Source organism: Dorea sp. AF36-15AT, assembly GCF_003477705.1.
GTDB lineage: Bacteria > Bacillota > Clostridia > Lachnospirales > Lachnospiraceae > Claveliimonas > Claveliimonas ammoniilytica.
Genome location: NZ_QUDV01000005.1, coordinates 39092 through 60334, shown reverse-complemented (window position 1 = coordinate 60334; position 21243 = coordinate 39092). Strand labels below are relative to the sequence as shown.

The 21243-nt window shown below is 41.7% G+C and carries 19 protein-coding genes and 2 pseudogenes; 2 read left to right on the top strand and 19 right to left on the bottom strand.

All coding sequences use genetic code 11. From position 1 onward, the window contains the following. Positions 1-3 precede the first annotated feature (3 nt). The 4 genes from DWZ93_RS08835 to DWZ93_RS08820 all read right to left on the bottom strand — a co-directional run bounded on the left by DWZ93_RS08835 (position 4) and on the right by DWZ93_RS08820 (position 4389). On the bottom strand, positions 4-1335 hold the full coding sequence (locus tag DWZ93_RS08835) for a phenylacetate--CoA ligase family protein (RefSeq protein ID WP_118382198.1): 1332 nt from the start codon (positions 1333-1335) through the stop codon (positions 4-6). Positions 1336-1370: 35 nt separating this feature from the next. Further along, a complete protein-coding gene (locus tag DWZ93_RS08830; protein ID WP_118382197.1) occupies positions 1371-1940 on the bottom strand; it encodes an indolepyruvate oxidoreductase subunit beta in 570 nt (189 codons plus the stop codon). Next, on the bottom strand, positions 1940-3694 hold the full coding sequence (gene iorA, locus DWZ93_RS08825; protein WP_118382196.1) for an indolepyruvate ferredoxin oxidoreductase subunit alpha: 1755 nt from the start codon (positions 3692-3694) through the stop codon (positions 1940-1942). The genes DWZ93_RS08830 and iorA overlap by 1 nt, the downstream gene beginning before the upstream one ends. 101 nt (positions 3695-3795) lie before the next feature. Then, a complete protein-coding gene (locus DWZ93_RS08820) occupies positions 3796-4389 on the bottom strand; it encodes a tRNA (mnm(5)s(2)U34)-methyltransferase (protein ID WP_279220012.1) in 594 nt (197 codons plus the stop codon). A 178-nt stretch (positions 4390-4567) separates the two neighbouring features. Between DWZ93_RS08820 and DWZ93_RS08815 the strand changes: the two genes are divergently transcribed. Then, positions 4568-5257 carry a J domain-containing protein gene (locus DWZ93_RS08815; protein WP_118452645.1) on the top strand — a complete coding sequence of 230 codons (690 nt, stop codon included), beginning with the start codon at positions 4568-4570 and terminating at the stop codon, positions 5255-5257. Here DWZ93_RS08815 and DWZ93_RS08810 read toward each other — a convergent pair. The 4 genes from DWZ93_RS08810 to DWZ93_RS08795 all read right to left on the bottom strand — a co-directional run bounded on the left by DWZ93_RS08810 (position 5251) and on the right by DWZ93_RS08795 (position 11845). After that, a complete protein-coding gene (locus DWZ93_RS08810; protein WP_158574303.1) occupies positions 5251-5742 on the bottom strand; it encodes a prepilin peptidase in 492 nt (163 codons plus the stop codon). The two genes, DWZ93_RS08815 and DWZ93_RS08810, sit on opposite strands and share 7 nt — an antisense overlap. A 119-nt stretch (positions 5743-5861) precedes the next feature. Next, on the bottom strand, positions 5862-6728 hold the full coding sequence (locus DWZ93_RS08805) for a DMT family transporter (RefSeq protein ID WP_118452643.1): 867 nt from the start codon (positions 6726-6728) through the stop codon (positions 5862-5864). A 25-nt stretch (positions 6729-6753) separates the two neighbouring features. Further along, complete coding sequence (locus tag DWZ93_RS08800) at positions 6754-11310, bottom strand: PolC-type DNA polymerase III (RefSeq protein ID WP_118452642.1); 4557 nt, start codon at positions 11308-11310, stop codon at positions 6754-6756. A gap of 76 nt (positions 11311-11386) precedes the next feature. Further along, positions 11387-11845 (bottom strand): hypothetical protein, encoded by a 459-nt coding sequence (locus DWZ93_RS08795; RefSeq protein WP_118452641.1) that lies wholly within the window; start codon positions 11843-11845, stop codon positions 11387-11389. Positions 11846-12125: 280 nt separating this feature from the next. Between DWZ93_RS08795 and DWZ93_RS08790 the strand changes: the two genes are divergently transcribed. Next, the gene (locus tag DWZ93_RS08790) at positions 12126-12470 is read left to right on the top strand and encodes a helix-turn-helix domain-containing protein (RefSeq protein ID WP_118382191.1); all 345 of its coding nucleotides are present in this window, start codon (positions 12126-12128) and stop codon (positions 12468-12470) included. Positions 12471-12512: 42 nt separating this feature from the next. Here the strand turns inward: DWZ93_RS08790 and DWZ93_RS08785 are convergent, their stop codons facing one another. The 11 genes and pseudogenes from DWZ93_RS08785 to DWZ93_RS08735 all read right to left on the bottom strand — a co-directional run bounded on the left by DWZ93_RS08785 (position 12513) and on the right by DWZ93_RS08735 (position 20963). Continuing rightward, positions 12513-13241, bottom strand: a complete 729-nt coding sequence (locus tag DWZ93_RS08785; RefSeq protein ID WP_118382190.1) for a type 1 glutamine amidotransferase — start codon at positions 13239-13241, stop codon at positions 12513-12515. Continuing rightward, positions 13241-14581: a Mur ligase family protein gene (locus DWZ93_RS08780; protein WP_118452640.1), complete on the bottom strand. Its 1341-nt coding sequence runs from the start codon at positions 14579-14581 to the stop codon at positions 13241-13243. Before DWZ93_RS08780 ends, DWZ93_RS08785 begins: the two co-directional genes overlap by 1 nt. Positions 14582-14713: 132 nt before the next feature. Further along, a pseudogene (locus tag DWZ93_RS15325) lies at positions 14714-14950 on the bottom strand (CagY family CD-EC repeat-containing protein); the annotation flags it as partial. Between the two features lie 4 nt (positions 14951-14954). Continuing rightward, a complete protein-coding gene (locus DWZ93_RS08770) occupies positions 14955-15407 on the bottom strand; it encodes a low molecular weight protein-tyrosine-phosphatase (RefSeq protein ID WP_118382375.1) in 453 nt (150 codons plus the stop codon). A 161-nt stretch (positions 15408-15568) separates the two neighbouring features. Then, positions 15569-16315: a hypothetical protein gene (locus tag DWZ93_RS08765; protein ID WP_118452639.1), complete on the bottom strand. Its 747-nt coding sequence runs from the start codon at positions 16313-16315 to the stop codon at positions 15569-15571. Then, on the bottom strand, positions 16300-17259 hold the full coding sequence (locus DWZ93_RS08760; RefSeq protein ID WP_118452638.1) for a hypothetical protein: 960 nt from the start codon (positions 17257-17259) through the stop codon (positions 16300-16302). Before DWZ93_RS08760 ends, DWZ93_RS08765 begins: the two co-directional genes overlap by 16 nt. A 425-nt stretch (positions 17260-17684) precedes the next feature. Further along, positions 17685-17960 (bottom strand): annotated as a pseudogene (locus tag DWZ93_RS15245) (nucleotide pyrophosphohydrolase). Next, positions 17905-18660: a DNA/RNA helicase domain-containing protein gene (locus DWZ93_RS08750; RefSeq protein WP_243061248.1), complete on the bottom strand. Its 756-nt coding sequence runs from the start codon at positions 18658-18660 to the stop codon at positions 17905-17907. Before DWZ93_RS08750 ends, DWZ93_RS15245 begins: the two are co-directional and overlap by 56 nt. A gap of 99 nt (positions 18661-18759) precedes the next feature. Continuing rightward, the gene (locus tag DWZ93_RS14975; protein ID WP_243061237.1) at positions 18760-19494 is read right to left on the bottom strand and encodes a hypothetical protein; all 735 of its coding nucleotides are present in this window, start codon (positions 19492-19494) and stop codon (positions 18760-18762) included. 18 nt (positions 19495-19512) lie between these two features. Continuing rightward, on the bottom strand, positions 19513-20007 hold the full coding sequence (locus DWZ93_RS14845) for a hypothetical protein (protein ID WP_199665914.1): 495 nt from the start codon (positions 20005-20007) through the stop codon (positions 19513-19515). Between the two features lie 65 nt (positions 20008-20072). Next, positions 20073-20963 (bottom strand): Fic family protein, encoded by an 891-nt coding sequence (locus DWZ93_RS08735; RefSeq protein WP_118452637.1) that lies wholly within the window; start codon positions 20961-20963, stop codon positions 20073-20075. Positions 20964-21243: the final 280 nt, after the last annotated feature.

Below are 21243 nucleotides of genomic sequence, written 5' to 3'. Positions count from 1 at the left end.
CTATTACAGATTTCTGTTATCAATGACACGTTTTGCCTTACCTTCGCTTCTCTCGATTGTCTTAGGCTCAACCAGTTTCACTTTTACTGCTACTCCAAGTGCCTGTTTCAGCACAGCTCCGACTCTTTCTCTCAGAGCTTCCATCTTACGGATCTCATCAGAGAAGTACTCTTCTGTAACCTCTACCATAACAGTCAAAACATCCAGATTATTCTCACGGTCTACGATCAGCATATAGTGAGGTGCAACCTGTCCACCCATAGACAGCAGCGCAGTCTCAACCTGTGTCGGGAATACATTGACTCCACGGATAACCTTCATATCATCGGTACGTCCGGTGAACTTCTGGATTCTTGGAAGAGTTCTTCCACATTCGCATGTGCTGTGATCGATACTTGTCAGATCTTTAGTTCTGTAACGAAGTAATGGCATACCTTCTTTTGACAATGTGGTAAATACCAGTTCTCCTGTCTCCCCATCTGCACATGGTGTATGGTCTGCCGGATTCAGTACTTCCGGATAGAAATGATCTTCGCATACATGCAGTCCCTTGTGATGAATACAATCCATAGCCACTCCGGGACCTGTAATCTCACATAATCCATAGATATCAAAGGTATTAATATTAAAGATGTCTTCGATCTGCTTACGCATCTCATCTGTCCATGGCTCTGCGCCATTAATACTTGTCTTCACCTGCAGACGGTCAATGACTCCCATTTCCTGGGCAGCCTCTGCCAGATACATCGCATAAGACGGTGTACATGCAAATGCAGTTGCGCCAAAGTCTTCCATACACATCAGCTGACGCTTGGTATTACCGGAAGACATCGGGATTGCCATCGCTCCGAGAGCACGTGCTCCAAAGTCCAGACCGAGACCTCCTGTAAAAAGCCCATATCCATAGCAGATATGCAATCTGTCTTCTGCTGTAAGTCCTGCCATGGTAAGTCCTCTTGCCACACATTCTCCCCATACTTCTACGTCCTTATTTGTATAAGAAGCAAGTGTCAGCTTACCGGTTGTACCGGAAGTTCCTTGTACACGGGTGATCTTCTCCTTCGGAACAGCCAGCAGTCCAAATGGATAATTATTTCTCAGATCTTCTTTGGTTGTAAAGGGAAGTTTTGTAATATCTTCAATCCCCTTGATATCTCCAGGCTCCACTCCCAGATCATCCATTTTCTTCTTGTAAAATGATACATGCTCATATACATTCTTCACCTGTTTTACCAGGCGTTCACTCTGGAGTGCGGACATCTCATCCCGGCTCATACGCTCAATTCGTTCATCTCTGTACTGTTCTTTCCAGTCTTCTAATAATACCTTTGCCATCTTTTCTCTCCTTTGCCTATCAATGATGCTGACATCTATAAATTATATCCCACATCAAATGCCTTTTTATTAATGTCAATTGTCTTCGGAGGAACAGTATTCTCAATTACCTGATACCACTGTTCTTTTGTAAAGTCCATATGCTGTGCTGCAATTCCCAGTACAACCAGGTTAAATACGCGTGAATTCTCCAGTTTCTTAGCTTCTTCTGTCGCATTGACTGTGTAGACCTTGTGATCTTTTTTCAGATCCTCAATAATATTCTCCGGATATTCAGCAGCCCCGATTACTACCGGCATCGGATCGATACGCCAGTCATTGATAATCAGCACACCATCTTTTTTAAGAAAATGTGCGTAGCGTTTGGCTTCCAGTCTCTCAAATGCGATAATCACATCTGCCTGTCCTTCCTCTACGATCGGCTCAGCTACCTTTTCTCCATAGCGTACAAATGTAACTACACTTCCACCTCTCTGCGCCATGCCATGTACCTCGGAAAGTTTCACATCATATCCGGATGCAATGGCAAGTCCTCCGAGAATACGGCTGGTAAGCAGAGTTCCCTGACCGCCTACACCTACGATCATAATATTCTTTGTTGCCATTATTCTTCACCTGCCTTTACCAGTTCTATCGCATTAAATTTGCACAATTTCTCACAGAGTCCGCATCCTGTACACATTGTATCATCGATATAAACAGTACCATCTGCATTCTTTGTCATTGCCGGGCATCCCGGTTTCATACACATACCGCATTTCTTACATTTGTCAGAGTGAGCAGTGTATAACGGTTTCTTTTCCTTACTGAGAAGCACACATGGTGACTTTGTGATAATCACAGATACTTCGTCCTTTGCCACTTCTTCCCTGATGGTCTTCTCCAGTGTTTCAATGTCAAATGCATTTACCTCAACGACATTCTTAATGCCCATTGCACGACAGAGTCCCGGAATATCAATCGCGTAAGTCGGATCTCCCATCAGAGTCTTACCTGTAGCTGCATGATCCTGATGCCCGGTCATACCTGTCGTCGAATTATCGAGGATCATAACCGTTCCGGTTGCCTGATTATAGACCATGTTCATCAAAGAATTCACACCGGTATGTAAGAATGTAGAATCGCCGATCACAGCCACCCAATTCTTAATATATTCCTTGCCTTTTGCCTTTTCCATACCATGCAAAGTTGAAATACTGGAACCCATACACATGGTCGTATCTACTACGCTAAGCGGTGCAACCGCGCCCAGTGTGTAGCAGCCAATATCACCTGCTGCATGCATCTTCAGCTTCTTTAATGTGTAATATACACTTCTGTGCGGACATCCAGGACAGAGGATTGGAGGTCTTCCCGGTACTGCTGCCGGCTGATCGATCTCCAACGTTTCTCCAAGAATTCTTTCTCGGATCATATTTGCACTGTATTCGCCCTGTACAGTAAAGATATCTTTACCGACGCACTCAATGCCCCATGACTTCACCTGCTCCTCAATAACCGGATCCAATTCTTCGACAATATAAAGCTTATCAACTTTTGAAGCAAAATCTTCGATCATCTTTCTCGGAAGCGGGTTCACGAGACCCAGCTTACAGACAGATGCATTCGGAAGTGCTTCCTTTACATATTGGTACGGAATACCACTGGTGATAACTCCAATCTTCGTATCATTCATCTCTACACGGTTGATCGGCAGTGTGTTAGCTGCCTCAGCCAGTTCTTTATTGCGCTTCTCAATCTCTATATGGCGAAGTTTTGCATTACCCGGCATCATAACCGTCTTGCGGATATCCTTTACATATGGTTTATCTTCCGGCACCTTACGATCCTCCAGGGTAACCAGTCCCTGAGAATGTGCCAGTCTTGTAGTCGTACGATATACGATTGGTCTGTCAAACTGCTCACTCAGTTCAAATGCCATCTTAATATATTCTTTTGCTTCTGAACTGTCAGAAGGTTCGATTACCGGAAGCTGTGCTGCGCGGGCAACCATCCGGGTATCCTGCTCATTCTGCGAACTGTAAAGTCCCGGATCATCTGCCACGATAATAACCAAGCCTCCATTTACTCCCATATAAGACACGCTGTATGCAGGGTCTGCAGCTACATTAAATCCCACATGTTTCATACAGGACATAGCTCTTGTTCCTGCAATAGATGCTCCTACTGCTACTTCAGTAGCTACTTTCTCATTCGGAGACCACTCACAATATAAGTCTTCTTTATATTGTACCAAATATTCGCTAATCTCAGTACTTGGTGTACCAGGATATGCTGCTGACACTTTGACTCCAGCCTCATAAGCACCTCTGGCGATTGCTTCATTACCAAGCATGATCACTTTTTTAGATTCTGCCATCTCATTCATCCTTTCTATTCCGTAATATTACGGATAATACTTAATTTAGTATATCACAACACTTTTATAAGTTAAAGCATTAATTTGCGAAACGAGTGTTTTTACGATTTCCAGACAAAGACCGGAATCGGAGGCTGATTTACTCTGTTGAAATACTGATTCACAATCACTGTATATGTTTTTGCCGGAAGATTTTTCAGATATTCCATCAACCGATTTTTCTCTTCAAATCCAGTGTCTCCACCACTGTAAATGCACAAACACATCATTCCGCCTGACTTCAGGAGGCTCAGTCCTGCTTCCACCGCCTGCACACTGGTCTCCGCTCTGGTAGCAATCTCATGATTTCCTCCTGGAAGATAACCAAAGTTAAAGCAGATCAGATCAACCGTCTTTTCGCCGGCATATCGCGCCATATGCTCATGCCCATCAAGGATCAGTTCTGCACGACCGATGAGGTTCTCATTTTCCAGTCTTTTCTTTGTATAATCCAATGCAACTTCCTGAATGTCAAATGCAATCACATGTCCCTGTTCTCCTGCAAGTTCACACAAAAATGCCGTATCTGCGCCCTTTCCCATAGTAGCATCAATATATAATCCTTCCCGTTTCGCCTGTGTACGAATAATCTCATGACACCATTCTGTAATCTGTGAATACTTCATATCCTCACCATATTTATCCTTCCGCTGTATTATCTATGATGCTTACGAATTGCTCCGTGCTATGCACTCTCACAATTCGATCCTGACATTGTTATATATTATACCTCTATCTTTTCCCATCAGGCAACGGTTTCCGGTATTGATTTCGGTCGGAATCTGACGTATGATATTAGATGGGTATAAATAACAATCAGAGGGAGTTTCATACATGAAAGAATGTACATATTATGATCTTTTGGGCGTTCCCATGGATGCAACGGATGAAGAAATCACCAACGCAAAGAATTTCCTGGTGAAGAAGTTGCACCCTGACGCCAATATAGACAGCAAGTTCGATACAACAACTTACATTCAGAATATTCTGTATGCTTACAGGATACTGAGTAATCCGGACAAACGCCGTGTATACGATCGCCGTATCCGTAATCCGATCCGCAGACGAACGCCTGGCGAAAGCAACCGTTCACGCCAATCCGGACCATTATCGCCGAACTTTGCACCATTCTGGGAAGCAGCTAATAAGTTAAACGAACTGACTGTCATGGGTGCAGAAGTGCTCTATCCAAAGTCAGCGCACAAGCTCGATATACGCAAGCTTGCAGGACGCAAGGAGACGGAACCGGAACGGCTTGCAGAATTTGCCGAACTTGCCAAAAAAGCCAGATCTCATATTGAAGTTCTGGAATCCAGTGGAATTCCGAAGCAATACTGGCACTCACACGCCATGAACTGGATGCTCTTCCAGTGGACACAGAACCGGGAATTCGCCTATGGCATGCTCTGTGCCATGTACGATAACTATCTGGAGCAGAATAAATCTGCCATAGAAAAGAAAAAAATACAGGGACAGATCAGCCAGTTTCTCCAGATTTTGGACAAGATGACTGCCTGTCAGTAGATTTCAGTCAAAATATTGACAGCAATACCGAGACACAGGAACGGTCCGAGCGGAAATTCCGCTTTCCGTCCTGTGTTTTTTATTATCAGAAGATACAGTACGTACACTCCTGCTGAAAAAATCCCCGCTGCCGCCGACCACAGGATATGCCTCCATCCAAGCAGTGCCCCGGCTGCACACATAAACTTCACATCTCCCCCTCCAAAACTGCCTGGCGCAAGCACCGTAATTCCAAGCATTGGCGCACTAACACACAAAGCTCCCAGCATCCGTTCCGTCAGACTCACTGCAAATATTTCTGAAAAAGCCAGCTTCTGACATATCTCGAAGTCAAATATCTCCGCACTAAAAAAGACGGCATCCGAAATGACTGCCAGTGCTGCGATACACCCGCAGCACCAGTTCGGAATCTGCCGTCTTCTAATATCTGTATAACTTATCACCGCAAGGATAACCAGAAAAAGTACACCCATAACGTCACCCATAAACCGTTCTCTTTTCGTATCGTATTTGAAGTGCATTTATCTTATCACAACATATACGACACGTCAACTGAATCCACTTCTCTGATCAACAATTATTTGCGCCTCAACCCTGCTATTATTTATGCCGCTATTCTGCGGTTATTGTAAAAAAACATACCTACTGCCATTGCACAGATGACTGCGTAGCCAATCCAGCTTAACAGATCCGGAATCTGACCGAATACAAAGAATCCGAGTCCTGCTGCGAATATGATCTGCGAATAATCGTAAACTGAGATTTCTTTTGCCGGAGCACAGCTATATGCTGCCGTAATGGTAAACTGACCACCTGCTGCCGCAAGTCCTGCTGCCAGCAGAGTCCCGATCTGTGTCAGACTCATATAGTGGTAATCAAAGATTAGAAACGGCAAGGTCACCAGACAGGAAAATGCTGAGAAGAAGCACACGATAAACGGTCCTTTCTCGCCATGCAACGTTGCTTTTCTTACGTAAGTATAGGCAATACCGGCCCCCAGACCTCCCATCAGACCGATCACCGATGGGAACAGATCCATATTGGAAAATGTCGGCTTAATTACTAGCAAGCTCCCTAAAAATGCTCCGATCACGAACAGCGCCTGCGGCACATTTACCTTTTCTTTTAATACCAGGTAGCTGAAGATCACTGCGAAAAACGGCGACATCTTATTCAGCATGGATGCATCCGAAAGCACCAGATGATCGACTGCATAATAATTACACAAGATTCCCAGTGTACCACAGATCGACCGGATTAAGAGATACTTCAGATTCTCTCTTTTACACCGGAACGGTATATCGTTCTTCTTTAATATGATCATTGCAAATACAAATGCGACCAGATTACGAAAAAAGCTTTTCTGTATAGACGGCAGGTCGCCTGCTGCCCGGACGAACATGTTCATCAGGGCAAAGCAAAATGCCGAGCATATAATATACAGAATGCCTTTATAACGTTGTTTCTCCATGTTTAAACACCTCTTATATTTACCATTATAAATCGAACAGGCTCAACTGATTACTCTCCGGCAGATCACCGAAAATTCCCAGATCATTCATCAGATCGATGACCGTTTTGCTGACCTTCGTCCGCTGACGGAAATCATCCCTCGACAGATATGGTCCGTCTACCGCTGCTGCTTCTACCGCTTCTGCCGCAATCTCACCCATACCGTCAATACTTGAAAAAGGCGGAAGCAGTTTGCCATCCACAATCTCAAAACGTGATGCCTTTGATTTGTACAAGTCAATCGGCAGAAATTCAAATCCACGTGCATACATTTCCTGCACGATCTTCATATCCTTCAGCGTATCCTGTTCCTTTTTCGACAGTGAATCGGACCGTTTCTGGTAATCACTCATATAGAAATTCAGCCGTTCTTTACCCTGACACATCAGTTCATAGGAAAATGCATCTGCTCGGATACCAAAGTATGCCGCATAATACGCCAGCGGATAATTGATCTTGCAATATGCAATACGGTACGCCATCATAACATACGCCGCTGCATGCGCTTTCGGAAACATGTACTTGATCTTTTCACAGGACCAGATGTACCATTCCGGAATGCCATGTTCAATCATATCTTCTTTAAACTGTGGCCACTCCTTGCATTTGCCCTTGGCAACAGTACCCTTACGGACGCGCTCCATAATAGTAAACGATTCCTCACTGTCCATTCCTTTATTAATCAGATATGTCATAATATCATCACGGGTACAGATTGCGGTAGAAATCGTCGCCTTTCCGCTTCGGATCAGTTCCTGCGCATTGTTCAGCCATACATCCGTACCATGTGACAGACCGGAAATACGGATCAGGTCAGACAGCGTCTTTGGCTTGGTATCCACTACCATCTGAATAACGAAATCTGTACCGAACTCAGGAATACCAAGACATCCAACCGGGCATCCTCCAATATCTGACGGCTTAATACCAAGTGCCTCCGTACTCAGGAACAAGGACATTACACCCTGATCATCCAGTGGAATATCTGTTGCATTAAAACGGTTATCTGTTTCATTATATTCATTATCCATTGCCGGAGAACTGATATATTCTTCCAGAGTCTTGATCATGGTCGGATCATCGTGTCCAAGGATATCCAGTTTCAGCAGGTTATGGTCAATGGAATGGTAATCGAAATGAGTGGTTACGATATCCGTTGTCATATCATTAGCTGGATGCTGTACCGGCGTGAAAGAATTAATATCCTCACCCAGCGGAAGGACGATAATACCTCCCGGATGCTGACCGGTACTTCGTCGGATTCCGGTACACCCCTGTACGATACGGTCAATCTCGCATACTCGTTTTCTGGAATTTCGCTCTTCGTAATAATTCTTTACGAATCCATAGGCTGTTTTCTCTGCCAGGGTACCGATCGTTCCGGCACGATAGGTCTGCCCATCACCGAAAATAACCTCTGTATACTTATGTGCATTACTCTGGTAGTCACCGGAAAAGTTCAAGTCGATATCAGGCTCTTTATTACCTTTAAATCCAAGAAATGTCTCAAACGGAATATCGAATCCGGCTTTCACCAGCTTCTTACCGCACACCGGACAATTCCGGTCCGGCATATCCATGCCGCATCCTCCGGCGTACTTCTTCACTTCTTCGGAAGCGAAATCACTAAAGTGGCAGTGATCACAATAATAATGCGGACTCAGCGGATTAACCTCCGTGATACCTGCCATAGTCGCTACGAATGAAGATCCTACCGATCCTCGCGATCCTACCAGATAGCCGTCTTCATTAGACTTCCATACCAGTTTCTGTGCAATGATATACATTACGGCGAATCCGTTGGAAATAATCGAATTCAACTCTCGTTCCAATCGTTCCGTTACCACTTCCGGCAAATCTTCTCCGTACATCTCATGGGCTCGGTTATAGCAGATCTCCCGCAGCATTCTGTCTGAATCCGGGATAACCGGCGGACACTTATCCGGACGAACCGGCGCGATCTTCTCTACCCAGTCAGCAATCATATTAGGGTTATCAATGACAATCTCATGTGCTTTATCCGAACCAAGATATTCAAATTCTTCCAGCATCTCTTCCGTCGTATGCAGATACAGTGGTGCCTGATCATCTGCATCTGAGAATCCTTTACCTGTCATGATAATCCGACGGTAGACCTCATCCTCCGGATCCAGAAAATGCACATCACAGGTAGCAACAACCGGCTTATTAAATTTCTCACCAAGCTTAATGATTTTACGGTTGATCTCCCGCAGATCTTCCTCACTGTTGACCTTGGTAATACGGTCACTGCCAATCATAAATTTATTATTGCCCAGAGGCTGTACTTCCAGGTAATCATAGTAATCTACAATCCTTGCAATCCGTTCTTCAGACTTGTCATTCAGAATTGCCTGATACAATTCACCCGCCTCACAGGCACTTCCTAAAATCAGCCCTTCCCGATATTTTGAAAATTCACTCTTCGGAATACGGGGCTGCCTTCCGAAATACTCCAGATGCGACTTGGATACCAATGTATACAGATTCGTCCGTCCGATATCATTTCTTGCCAGAATGATCGCATGATAAGACGGTAACTTACGGATAGAATCTGCATTATGCTCTCCGAAATGATTTAGTCCTTTCAGATCATAGATGTCTCGTTCTTTCAGCATATCAATAAACTTTACAAAAATCTCTGCTGTCGCTCCCGCATCATCCACCGCGCGGTGATGATTCTCCAACGAAATATTCAACGCTTTCGCCACAATATTTAACTTAAACTTCGACAATGTCGGCATCAAGATACGCGCCATCGCTACCGTATCCACAGATGTCAGATCTGGTGTCATGTCCTGATAACGCATATTCTGTTCAATGAATCCTACATCAAAGCTGGCGTTGTGTGCTACCAACACCGCATCTCCTACAAATTCCAGAAACTGCGGTAATATAGTCTCAATATCCGGTGCATCCATAACCATCTGATCGGTAATGCTGGTTAACTGTGTGATCCGGAATGGAATTGGGATCTTAGGATTGACAAATGTACTGAACTTCTCTGTAATCTTACCATTTTGCACTTTTACCGCACCAATCTCGATAATCTTATCTGCGATTGGACTAAATCCAGTGGTCTCCAGGTCAAACACCACAAACACATCATCTAATGTCTGTCCTTTTTCATTGATCGCCACTTCTTTCAGATCATCTACCAGATATGCTTCCACACCGTAAATAATCTTAAACGGATCGTCTTTATCCAGACGTTCTATGTAATGATTAGCGTCTGTAAATCCCTGTACCACACCATGATCCGTGATTGCAATCGCTTTGTGTCCCCATCGGTGCGCCCGATCTACAATGTCCGTCACATCCGACACACCATCCATATCACTCATCTTCGTATGGCAGTGCAGTTCTACCCGCTTCTCCGGATAGGTATCTTCCCTGCTGGTTGTAAAATCCGGAATCTTACGAATGCCCATTACCGAACCGATAGTCAGCTCGCCGTCGTATTTATCAATAGTCGTCACACCTTTGATTTTCAGGAATGCGCCTTTCTTAATATCTCCCAGAAGATCTGGAAGCTGTTCATTCCGCACAAACATCTTTACCATAATGGTATCTGTAAAATCCGTTACTGCAAAGATCAGTATCGTCTTCTCATTACGGATTTCCCTGGCTTCGAAACTGATCACCTTTCCACGGATGGTAATCTCACCCATTTCTCCAACGACCGTGCTGAGTTCAAGCGCCGCATCATCAAAATCACGTCCAAAAATCATATTCGGATCATCCGACTTACGATAAGAAAAACTACCACTTCTGCCGCCACCACGCCATTTTTGACTATTGCCGCCGCTACTGTTATTACCAGTTCCTGCAAATTGCTTCTGCTGTTTTGCTTCTTTCTCTTTTGGCTTGTCGATCGTCGCTTTTTCTTTCTTCTCTGCCTTCTCTTCTTTTTCCTTTTCCTGCTCTGCTCTCTCCTCATGCAGTGCATGATTCCGCTCCATAATGGCATTCACTTCCTGCTGCAGTCTGGATTCATTGAACTTCAGCTTGCTATCCTTCACTTCCTCATATTCTACCTGAATCTCCACCGGAACATGAAAGCGCTCTTCAAAGACATTACGTATCAATGAGACGATACTTTCCTGTTTGCCATGGGCAATTACCGTATCCTTTAGCTTCAGACAGATGGTCTTATCATTTTTCACCGTATACTCTGCCGTCTTCAGCATATTGCTCTCCACCACGCTGCGTTGCGCAGCTTCCAACATCAGGCTGTCATAGTATTCTCGCATCAGATTCTCTGGCGTATACTGTTCTGACAGCTGAAAATGCTCAAAAATCGTCACTCTCACAGGCACTCTGGCAAATAACTGGTCTTTGATCATACCTTCCATCGAATAAATATGTCTTTTCTGGATCAGATGATCTGAAAACAAAAATACATTAATAAAATCTCGCTGTCTGTTGGTTGAAACCTTCTCCACCTGTACGCTCTCAAACAACATTCTGATCTCTTCATTTACTTTTAATGTTGGAAATACATCAAAAAATATCTTACTCATCTGGCCAACCTCTTACATAAAGACCCCTCTACTGGCATTGGTTCTCCACCTGCTCCTGTAGAGGGGTACATTCTCTTTATTTTCTTACAAATGTCAACTGATCACCATATTCCCGCTCTGTCAGTGTCATCTCATCCTGCTCTACACTGTAATCATAGCTGGATGTAATCTGATCTGCTTCATTCTTCACAGTTTCCTCTGTGAGGGTACCGTCTGAATTATCTAAAGCCTTCTGAATCTCCGCATCATCTACTTCAATCGTAATCGTCTTCTCACTGCGATCAATGGTGTACTTCAACTGAAGTTCCATATCATTACCATCCAACGCTCCCGGCACTTCCATAACCATAGTAGTACCACCTTTAATCTTCAATGTCATATCGTTCTCTTCATTCACCCAGGTTCCTTCTAATGGGTTCGAGTGAAACATCCGAAACAGGAAAAATACTGCAATTACAATAATCAATATAGAAGAAATTGCCATCACAACTTTCCATTCTTTGCTTCTTTTTACTTCTTGTTCTTGTGTAAACATATATATATCCATCCTCTCGGTATCTTTTCCTTATATTCTATCCATATTCGGACAGAATCTGTATATAAATTATAATTTTTTTTGTATCTTGTGTCAACGGCGTTTCCGATTACTTTGCTTACAGTACATTTCTACCATCTCAAAATGTGCCGTTCCGCAACTTTGTTGCGCAACACAGTTGCTATTCGACACATTTCAACTTTCTTCTCATAGTAACTGGTAAAATATGTAAAAATTATTTACTTGATGATCAAGACTCACTATCCCAGGAGGTAATCGCATGTCTCTCCCACAGAAACTTAAGACTCTTCGCGCAGAACACAATATGACACAGGCAGAACTTGGCAGACAGATTAATGTTGCAAGAGCCACGATCGCCGGATATGAAACAAGAAACCGTCAGCCTTCTTATGAAAAGCTGACAGCCATTGCCGAAACATTCCAGGTATCCGTTGATTATCTATTAGACAGCACCGATGAACCAATTGTGCTCCATTCCATGCCTGAAGCCGAAAGAATGCTTGACAGGCAGATTTTTCAAGTGTACCGCACGCTTTCTCTTGCTGAGAAAGAAGATGCTTACGAGTATCTGTGTTTCTTAAAGCAACGTGAGCAGAAACATTAAACAACCCTTCACAATTATATATTCATAAGCTTGTCGGTGCTTCTACTTACCCAAAAAGCGCTCATATACATAAGCATTTGCTTCTTTTTCCTGACTGTCATCTAATGGTGACAGATCAGCACTTCCATATTTCCGTTCCAGAGCTCTTGCGAGCAACCAATCGCAGACTTCTGGATTCTTCGGAAGCAGTGGTCCGTGCAGATAGGTACCAATCACATTCTTATAAACCACTCCTTCATAACCACTCTCACCATCATTACCAGATCCATATAGCACCTTACCAAATGGCTTATTACCATTAATATAAGTACGTCCGCCATGATTCTCAAATCCGACCACCGGCATCGATACCAGATCGCTCTGCAGTACGATATTGTCAATCAGACGTCCTTCGCCCTGCTCTGTGTACAGATCTACCAGATCCAGCCCCTGGATCACTCCCTCTTCTGTCTTATAATACTTGCCAAGGAGCTGATAGCCGCCACATACTGCGATGACCACACCCCCATCTTCCACATATTCTTTAAAATCAGACTGAATCTCCTGCAGCTTCTGACACACGATCATCTGCTCTCTGTCAGATCCGCCTCCAAGAAGCACAATATCCACTTCAGAAAAATCAATTTTATCTCCCAGATTAAATTCCTTCGTCTCTGCTTCAATCCCTCTCCAGATACATCTCTGCATCATGCATGCAATATTGCCGCGGTCTCCATATAGATTCAGAAGATCCGGATATAAATGTCCAATCGTAATCTTTCTCTGTTCCATTATTTCCGTTCCTCCAATTTCTTCAATACTACTCTGGTGCTGAAAAGCGCTGTGTAATTCACCAATACATACAGATTGCCACATCCATTTTCCACACGTTCACAAATTGCGTTCTCTACATCTGCACTCAGCATTGCCGGAATATCTACATATTTCAAACGCAAGCGCATATCCTGACAACGAATTCCACTGACAGTAATAGAATTGATGTTCTCATCCTTAAATCGGTCAAAATCCACATCCCACAACCATGAAATGTCTGTACCATCCTGTGCATTGTCATTGATCACAATAATAATATCCTTCTGAGTCTTGTCCTGCATAACCGCAGAAATATTCTGATTAAATCCCGCCGGATTCTTCGCCAGGTTCAGGATAATCTTCGTTCCTTTCATATGGAACTCTTCCATACGTCCATTTTCCGGGTTAAACTTTGCAAGCATATCATTAAAATGCTCTGCGTCAAGTCCCGAACTGCGCACTGCAGCGTAAGCTGCCAGAATATTACATACATTATAGAAGCCCTTGTAATTCGCTGTAATCTTACGTCCTTCTACAACAAACGACAGCTGATCCCCCACCTGCACATCCGTTGCATTGTACCGTAACGGCGGACGTTTAAAATCACATCCTGTACATGCGTAGTCCCCTAGCTGACTGTAATGGTAGAAATTATAATGAAGCAGAGAACCGCATTTCTTACAGAAACGTCCCTCTCGGATCTCATGAGAATCCTTATCCTCCACTACTTTTTCACTGATACCATAAGTAATGTATGAATTGCCGGCATCCATAGCAAGAAATGCTGACAATGCATCATCACCATTTACAATCACTTTCATATCAGGAGCCGTCTGCATCACTTCACGAAGCAGATTCATGGTAATATCAATCTCTCCGTACCGATCAAGCTGATCTCTAAACAGATTCGTCAGCACCATGTAATCCGGCTTGAAATATGGAAACACTCTTCTGGTAGATGCCTCGTCAATCTCAATACTTGCACAGTCTGCATCCAGCTTACCATTCCATCCGGCTGCCAACACAAACGCTGCCACTACACCATTCAGCATATTCGAACCGGTGTGGTTACAGACCACCTTCTTACCTTCTGCTTCCAATGCTGCACACAGCATATTATTCGTCGTAGTCTTGCCATTGGTTCCGCATACTACAAAAATATCTCCTCTTACCTGAGCAGCCAGATCCGACAAAATACTCGGGCAGATCTTCAGAGCAATCTTGCCAGCCCATGTCACACCCTGTCGGTGAAAAATCTTTACACTTGCCTTCTCTGCACATTTCGCAGCCCATATTGCTATCATTCTTCTTAATTTCATCTTAGTTTCCTCAATCTTTTATTGATAGAGTTAATTGTACTGTATTGGATGTTTCAAGTCAACCAATCCCATTTGTTATAACATTCACAAAAAATGCTCAGAAATCGCAAAATGTTTGTATTAATTTGACATTTACAACAAAGAACCCTCATGATAAGATATAACCATAAAAGCGATGGACAAATAATTAACAAGAAAACATGAAAGATATCGCAAGCCAACAACGGCGTCCAAGGACGCATGATTCTGGCAGTCAACCATACTACCTGTTAGAATCATTATCCTTTTATTCATACAATAGAATCCTTTTAAACAAGTGCTCTGGCCTCTCCTCTCGGCCGGAGTATTTGCGTTATATAGACAATTTTTCCTATTATCTTTGTAGTTTTTTAAACAAAGCTTCGCATCCTTCTACCACATCGCGGTAGGTTTCGTCAAAATTACCTGTATACCATGGATCTGCAATGTCTCTATCTGATCCTGCAAATTCCAACAGCTTGTGTACTTTGCCCTCCGGATCACCACCTGCTATACGCTTAATATTACGAATATTAGCAGAATCCATACCGATCAGATAATCATAATTATCATAATCTTTCCTGGTCATCTGCACCGCACGATGCTCCAACACAGGGATGCTCTCCCGCTGCAACTTACGGATCGTACCATAATGCGGACCATTGCCAATCTCCTCTCGGCTGGTCGCTGCCGAATTGATATAAAAATCATTCTGTAAATCGTGTCGGTTGACCATGTCCTGGAACACAAATTGGGACATGGTTGAGCGGCAGATATTGCCGTGGCAGATGAAGAGTACTTTTATCATTGTTGCATAACCTCGCATTTCTTAGTTTTTCTTGGTATTTCGAGCTTTGTAAGCCCTTGTAAATTTTTGCTTTCTGGCATAACCTGGTTTATTTTCGCATAATATCGTCAGCAAAAGGTGTAAAAATGGGTTAAAAATTAACTGTATAACACATCACATTTTTATCCGAATACTTGCTTCAACACTTCTACAACATCCTCATTTTTCAGCCCAAATCTTTTCAATGAATTTTGATCAAATGGTTCCTGCTCCAACAAGTCAATAAAGCTATGTATATCGGCATCTACTGCTATCGGCAATTCTTCTACTTTTTCAAGCATAAGCTCCGAAGCAATACGCAAAACATCTTTCTTATGCTTCTTTATGTCACCGGAATCTACTTTATCTCCTAAGTCTTTTTGCCTTTTTAAATCAAGATACGCTTTTGCTTTAAAAAGAATGATATATTCTGGTCTTAAAACAGAAAGGCCTTTTCTCACTTCTTTTCCATTGAGAAGTGCCTTATAGTAATCATCATTTAAAAGAATTGCTGACAAACTGGAAACTTCATCATCAATATGAATTGGAGTAATTCCTTTCGCATATTTTAGTTTAAAATCACTTCTACAAAACAATTCGATCATTTTCGGAAAGTTATCGTCTTCTGGCTTATCAAATCTATAAAATTGAGGGTTGCTACCGTTTGTCGCTTTGTTTCTATATTTTCCATCAACGATAAACTTCCAAAATTTTTCTCCAAACTCCGGAGTTAATGCTTCAACAATCAAAACCATATCCAGATCTCTTGTAGCCCTGAAATTTACTTCATTGCTTTCAAACAGAATATCACAGGCTGCACCACCTATTAAAACATACTGTTCTTCATAATCTGCAAAGTACTTCTGAAATGTATCTAATCCTTTGACCATACATATTCCTCCAACATCTCATTAATAGAAATATCTACCCGTTCCTCTTCTTGCTCTTCTCCTGTAAGTGACAATACTACGCTCAAGGGATCTTGAAATCCTTTTCCTAAAAAATCAATGAAATATCCCAGTTCCAAAACAACACAACCAATTTCTTCCAATTCGCTCACTTGTTTTTCCACTTTCACTCCGCTAGCTTTCAGTTCTCTCTTTGTTACTGCATAAGTAGGATAAACATTATCTGACAAAAGAGAATACTCACATAAAGCAGAAATACCTGCTTTCTTTTCTATTTTCATATCTTCTCTCAGAACAAATCTTCGAATCACTGGATTTCTTAACACACGCTCAATCTGCTGCCATAATTGTTTTCGGTCATCCGGAATATTGATAACTCTTGATTTACCTTTCATGCCCAACACATCAATATTTAAATATTCCAGTTCATCAAAACACCGACTTGCAGATTTTGTTGACACTCCTATTCGTTTCGCTGCATCAGATACTTTCACTTCATTCCATCGTTCATAAATAGCCATCAGGAGCATTTTTTGCGTCAAAAATGATATCAAATGAACTGGTGCCAATTCTCTTTCATTTTCCTTACTCAGCAAATATCCAATAAATGGGAGAAATACCTGCTTCCCTTCTATTACAAAAGGAATTCCTTCTTCCATCATTTTTTCCTTTATATAAAATGTTGTTCGATCAAGAAATATTGCACAATTTAATCCTGTCATTTTTTCTACGCCAGCTCTGTCTCTACGTAACATAACAAGTCCGACATCATCTTTTGGATGAATAGCCATCCATAACGCACCATTCGTCTCTACTGTAAAAATATCATACCTTCCACGATATACTAACGGAAGCTTTTTATATACCTCTTTATTCTCCGTCATTATTACATTTTGCCGTAATATTTTTTCCAAAAATTCTTTCATATCAATCACCTTTTTATAAATGTGACTCTTTTTACGTCGCATTTATAATTTATCATATGTTATTTGATTTTTCAAGCAACATGTAATTACACAATCTAAAAAAAGACGCAAGATCCATCCCACGTCTTTACTATTCTAACTATACCGATCCGATCTTCCAAAGGTATAAATAAGGTGTAAATTCTACGTTTCCATCCAAGAAACCCAATAAAATCAAGGCTTTTCACTCCGTCCCTTAAACACTGCTGTGGCAGATAAAAAGCACTTTTATCATTGTTGCATAACCTCGCATTTCTTAGTTTTTCTTGGTATTCCGGGCTTTGTAAGCCTTTGTAAATTTTGCTTTCTGGCATAACCTGGTTTATTATCGCATAATATTGTCCGCAAAAGGTGTAAAAATCCACTACCTTTTGATAACCAACAGACTACAATTCCGTATATTTCGTCGCATTTCCTTTTGCTTTATCTACTGGATACTTTGCTTTATTCTGCTTCATCTTCATATTCACGATTTCATCTGCATCAAGTTCCAATTTATCAAGAAGATTTTATGAATAAACAAGTACATCTGCCAGTTCTTCTTTTATATGCTGCAGATTATACTCAGTATCACTCCATTGAAAACACTCCAACAACTCTGCTGCCTCAATCACAATCGATTTTGCAAGATTTGCGGGAGTATGAAAGTGTTCTGTATGTATTTTTTATAATTTCATCTGCAACCCGATCTGCTTTTTCTTTATCTTTCTTTGCTAGTGTTTTTATTCCTTTCAAAGAATTATCGGTCTTTGCACGTTTTGTGTAATCTGTAATCACTTTCCCGTTTTCAAATCGCATATCATCACCAATAATGACACCCGTATAATCGAATTCTAGTCCTTGCGATGTATGAATACATCCAGCTTCATGAACTGACTCTTCACTGATTGCAAATGCATCTCCGCCATTTAGATTCCAGCTTATGGAATAATCTCCAATCTCGATATCATGGAAATTTGTATTATTTCTGGTAGCCTTCAGCCAGTTCCAACAATAGCCTGCGAGAATTCTTGCTCTATTTCTTGCGCAATTCTTTTCAAGCACAATTGCTTCCATTTCTGCAGGTGTATCACAGATGCGAATATCGTAATCAATTCCGTCAAGATCATAATTTGCTGTTTCACAGATTTCCAATGCCTGATCTAACCATGCCAGGTATCCATCTGAACCATTACACCGGAACTGAGAAACATGCTGCATTTTTATAATTTCTGACTTTTCCAAAGCCGCCCACTTCTCTATTTCAACTACACTTCCAATATCTGATAGTGTAACCCTCTGACTTTCATCAATAAAAAACACACTACAAGCAGCGGCATAAATGATTTCTTTTATCTGGTTCTCTCCCACATTTTGGAACATACCGGATTTTTTATTAAGCCGGTGGGCTTCATCAGCATGTGTCAAGCAAGGGCGGAAAGATTTTTCTGCCATATTTTTTAATGGCAGAATATCCGTCAATTAATCAGGAATTATGCGGTATTTCATGTGTCTTGCTTTGAACCAACAATATCCATCGCTAATCTGATCCACGGTCATATCCTCTTCGTCAACAAAGTAAACAAAGTCATCCCAGATAATAACTGTTGAGCCGTACCAATAAGGATCGCATTCATCTGGATCTCTGCTTGAAATATCATACTCAACATCTCCCCAGAACCACACTTCGACCTTGCAACCCCAAGTACCATCAAATTTCACATATAAACTACCATCATCTTGTAGCTTACATTCTTGTATGCAGGCATCATGGAAACCACCTGATGCCCATTCCAAATTTTCTATATCTTTTTGCGTGAGGATTTCCTGCTCAGGCTTGTACTCATATCCAGCTCCAACCGCCTTGCATTTTTCAAATACGCCGTCAGGGAATAACCCACTATCTATAATCTGATCTGCAACCTCTCTTGGAAGAAAATCCACTCCTCCAACACCATCCTCATCTTCTATCCAGCCTTCTTGGCCACTCTCAATAATAAGAATCTGTGGAATCAGATATTTTGTATTAGGTTGCATAGCAAACCATTTAATAAGATGTTCACCTGCTTCATCCCATACGACATAATATGGTGTATGAATGCTTTCAAGATATCTCTGATAGTCATCCTTAGACTTAACATCCTTATAATATCCAAATACCGGTGATACGTAATACTTTCCATCACCCTGTCTGACTATAGCATGCATTCTAACCACTTCCTTCCAATCTTATTTTTATACGGGAGCATATCCAATCTTATTAACTCCAATTATTCCCCTCTTAAGAACAGTAATATCAATAGTTTCATATTCTGCTCTCTGAATCTGTGTATCAATAGCAGTGGTATTTACTCCAGTTCTTGATACTTCCGCTCTCGGAACAGGGATTGTATGAACTCCCATCTCATGAAGGATTTCTTCCGGCAGCTCATAATTCTGCTCTACAAGACCAAAACAAGTAAATCCAGTATCAACACAGAATGAAATAAGTTTCTTCTTTCCAATGTTAAGAATACTTTCATATACAACCTTCTGTTCATCCAACATAACGAATTCTTGGTTCCCTTTAAGCATATTTAAAAGTGCATCTTGAAGTTGTTTAGAAGGTTTAATTTTTCCATGTTCAATTTTCAGCAGTGTATCCTCTTTATCACCTGTTACAATTTGCTTTTTGATAAATGTACGAAGAGCCTCCCTTTGCCCATAAGTAAATGCAGGAGTCTCTTTCATAATATCCTGATACCTGCATAAATAAGCATGTATTCACCCCACACATCATATTGTTTTGCTCAATTTCAATATATAATCCTAAAATAATCCAAATACGCTTTATACTTGTCCTGTGCGGTCAAGCAGGTATCTGTCAGATAGCCTTTTTCGTTGTCCCATTCCTTCAATCCACGATAATAGAACATCTTCAAATTGTCCTCAATAATGAACGGAACGATATTATACTTCAGACACTCCTTAAACATGATTAATCTGCCCACACGCCCGTTGCCGTCCTGAAACGGATGAATCCTCTCAAACTTCGCATGGAAGTCCAGAATATCCTCAAAGGTCTTTTCTTCTTTGGCGCTATATTCTGTCAGCAAGGCCTTCATTTTATCGCCAACTTCTTCCGGAAGAGCTGTATCCCTGCCGCCAACTTCATTCGGAAGTTTTTTATAATCACCAACAGCAAACCAATCTTTTCTGGAATCGCTGGTGCCATTTTTCAAAACCAAGTGAAGTTCTTTGATGAATTTCTCCGTCAGAGTTGCTTTCGCATGATCAATAATTATGTCGATGCAGCGGAAATGATTTGCCGTTTCAATCACATCATCCACATTCAGCACTTCTTTTTCTACGCCAACAGTATTAGTTTCAAAGATATATCTGGTTTGATCGTGTGTCAGACAGCTTCCCTCCATATGGTTAGAGTTATAGGTCAAATCAATCTGTGTTTTATGATAAATCCCTCCGGAATATTTACTGGCCTTCTGCTCTTTTAGAATATCCAACAGAGTAATCGGTTCTTCTTTTCTTTTGTTGGTGCGCTCCGGTTTCTCTGCGTTTTCTGGAATATTCCATGTCTTACCAGTAAGAAACGCATCGTTCACACGTCCTTGGGCGCAGTAATTTCTAACACTGCGCTCTGACACATTCCACTTTTTCGCTATTTCAGTAACTGAAAGATATCGCATCTATGATCCTCCACCATAAAATCCATCAAAAACTACGTTAATCTATTACATAGTATACCACGTCATCGGCAAAAATATCAACAGTATTCAAGTTGAACCACTACGCTTTTTGCCGATATAGGAAATACTGCTTCTGAATATAGAAAGCCGGACTCCATCGAAAATGAAGTCCGGCAAGACATTATCTATATACGATTTCTTCCAACACAATTTCTTCTGCCCGCTTGTGGATGCTGTTCATGTCTCTAACTCAGGCCATCTAATCACTGGCTTTTAGATA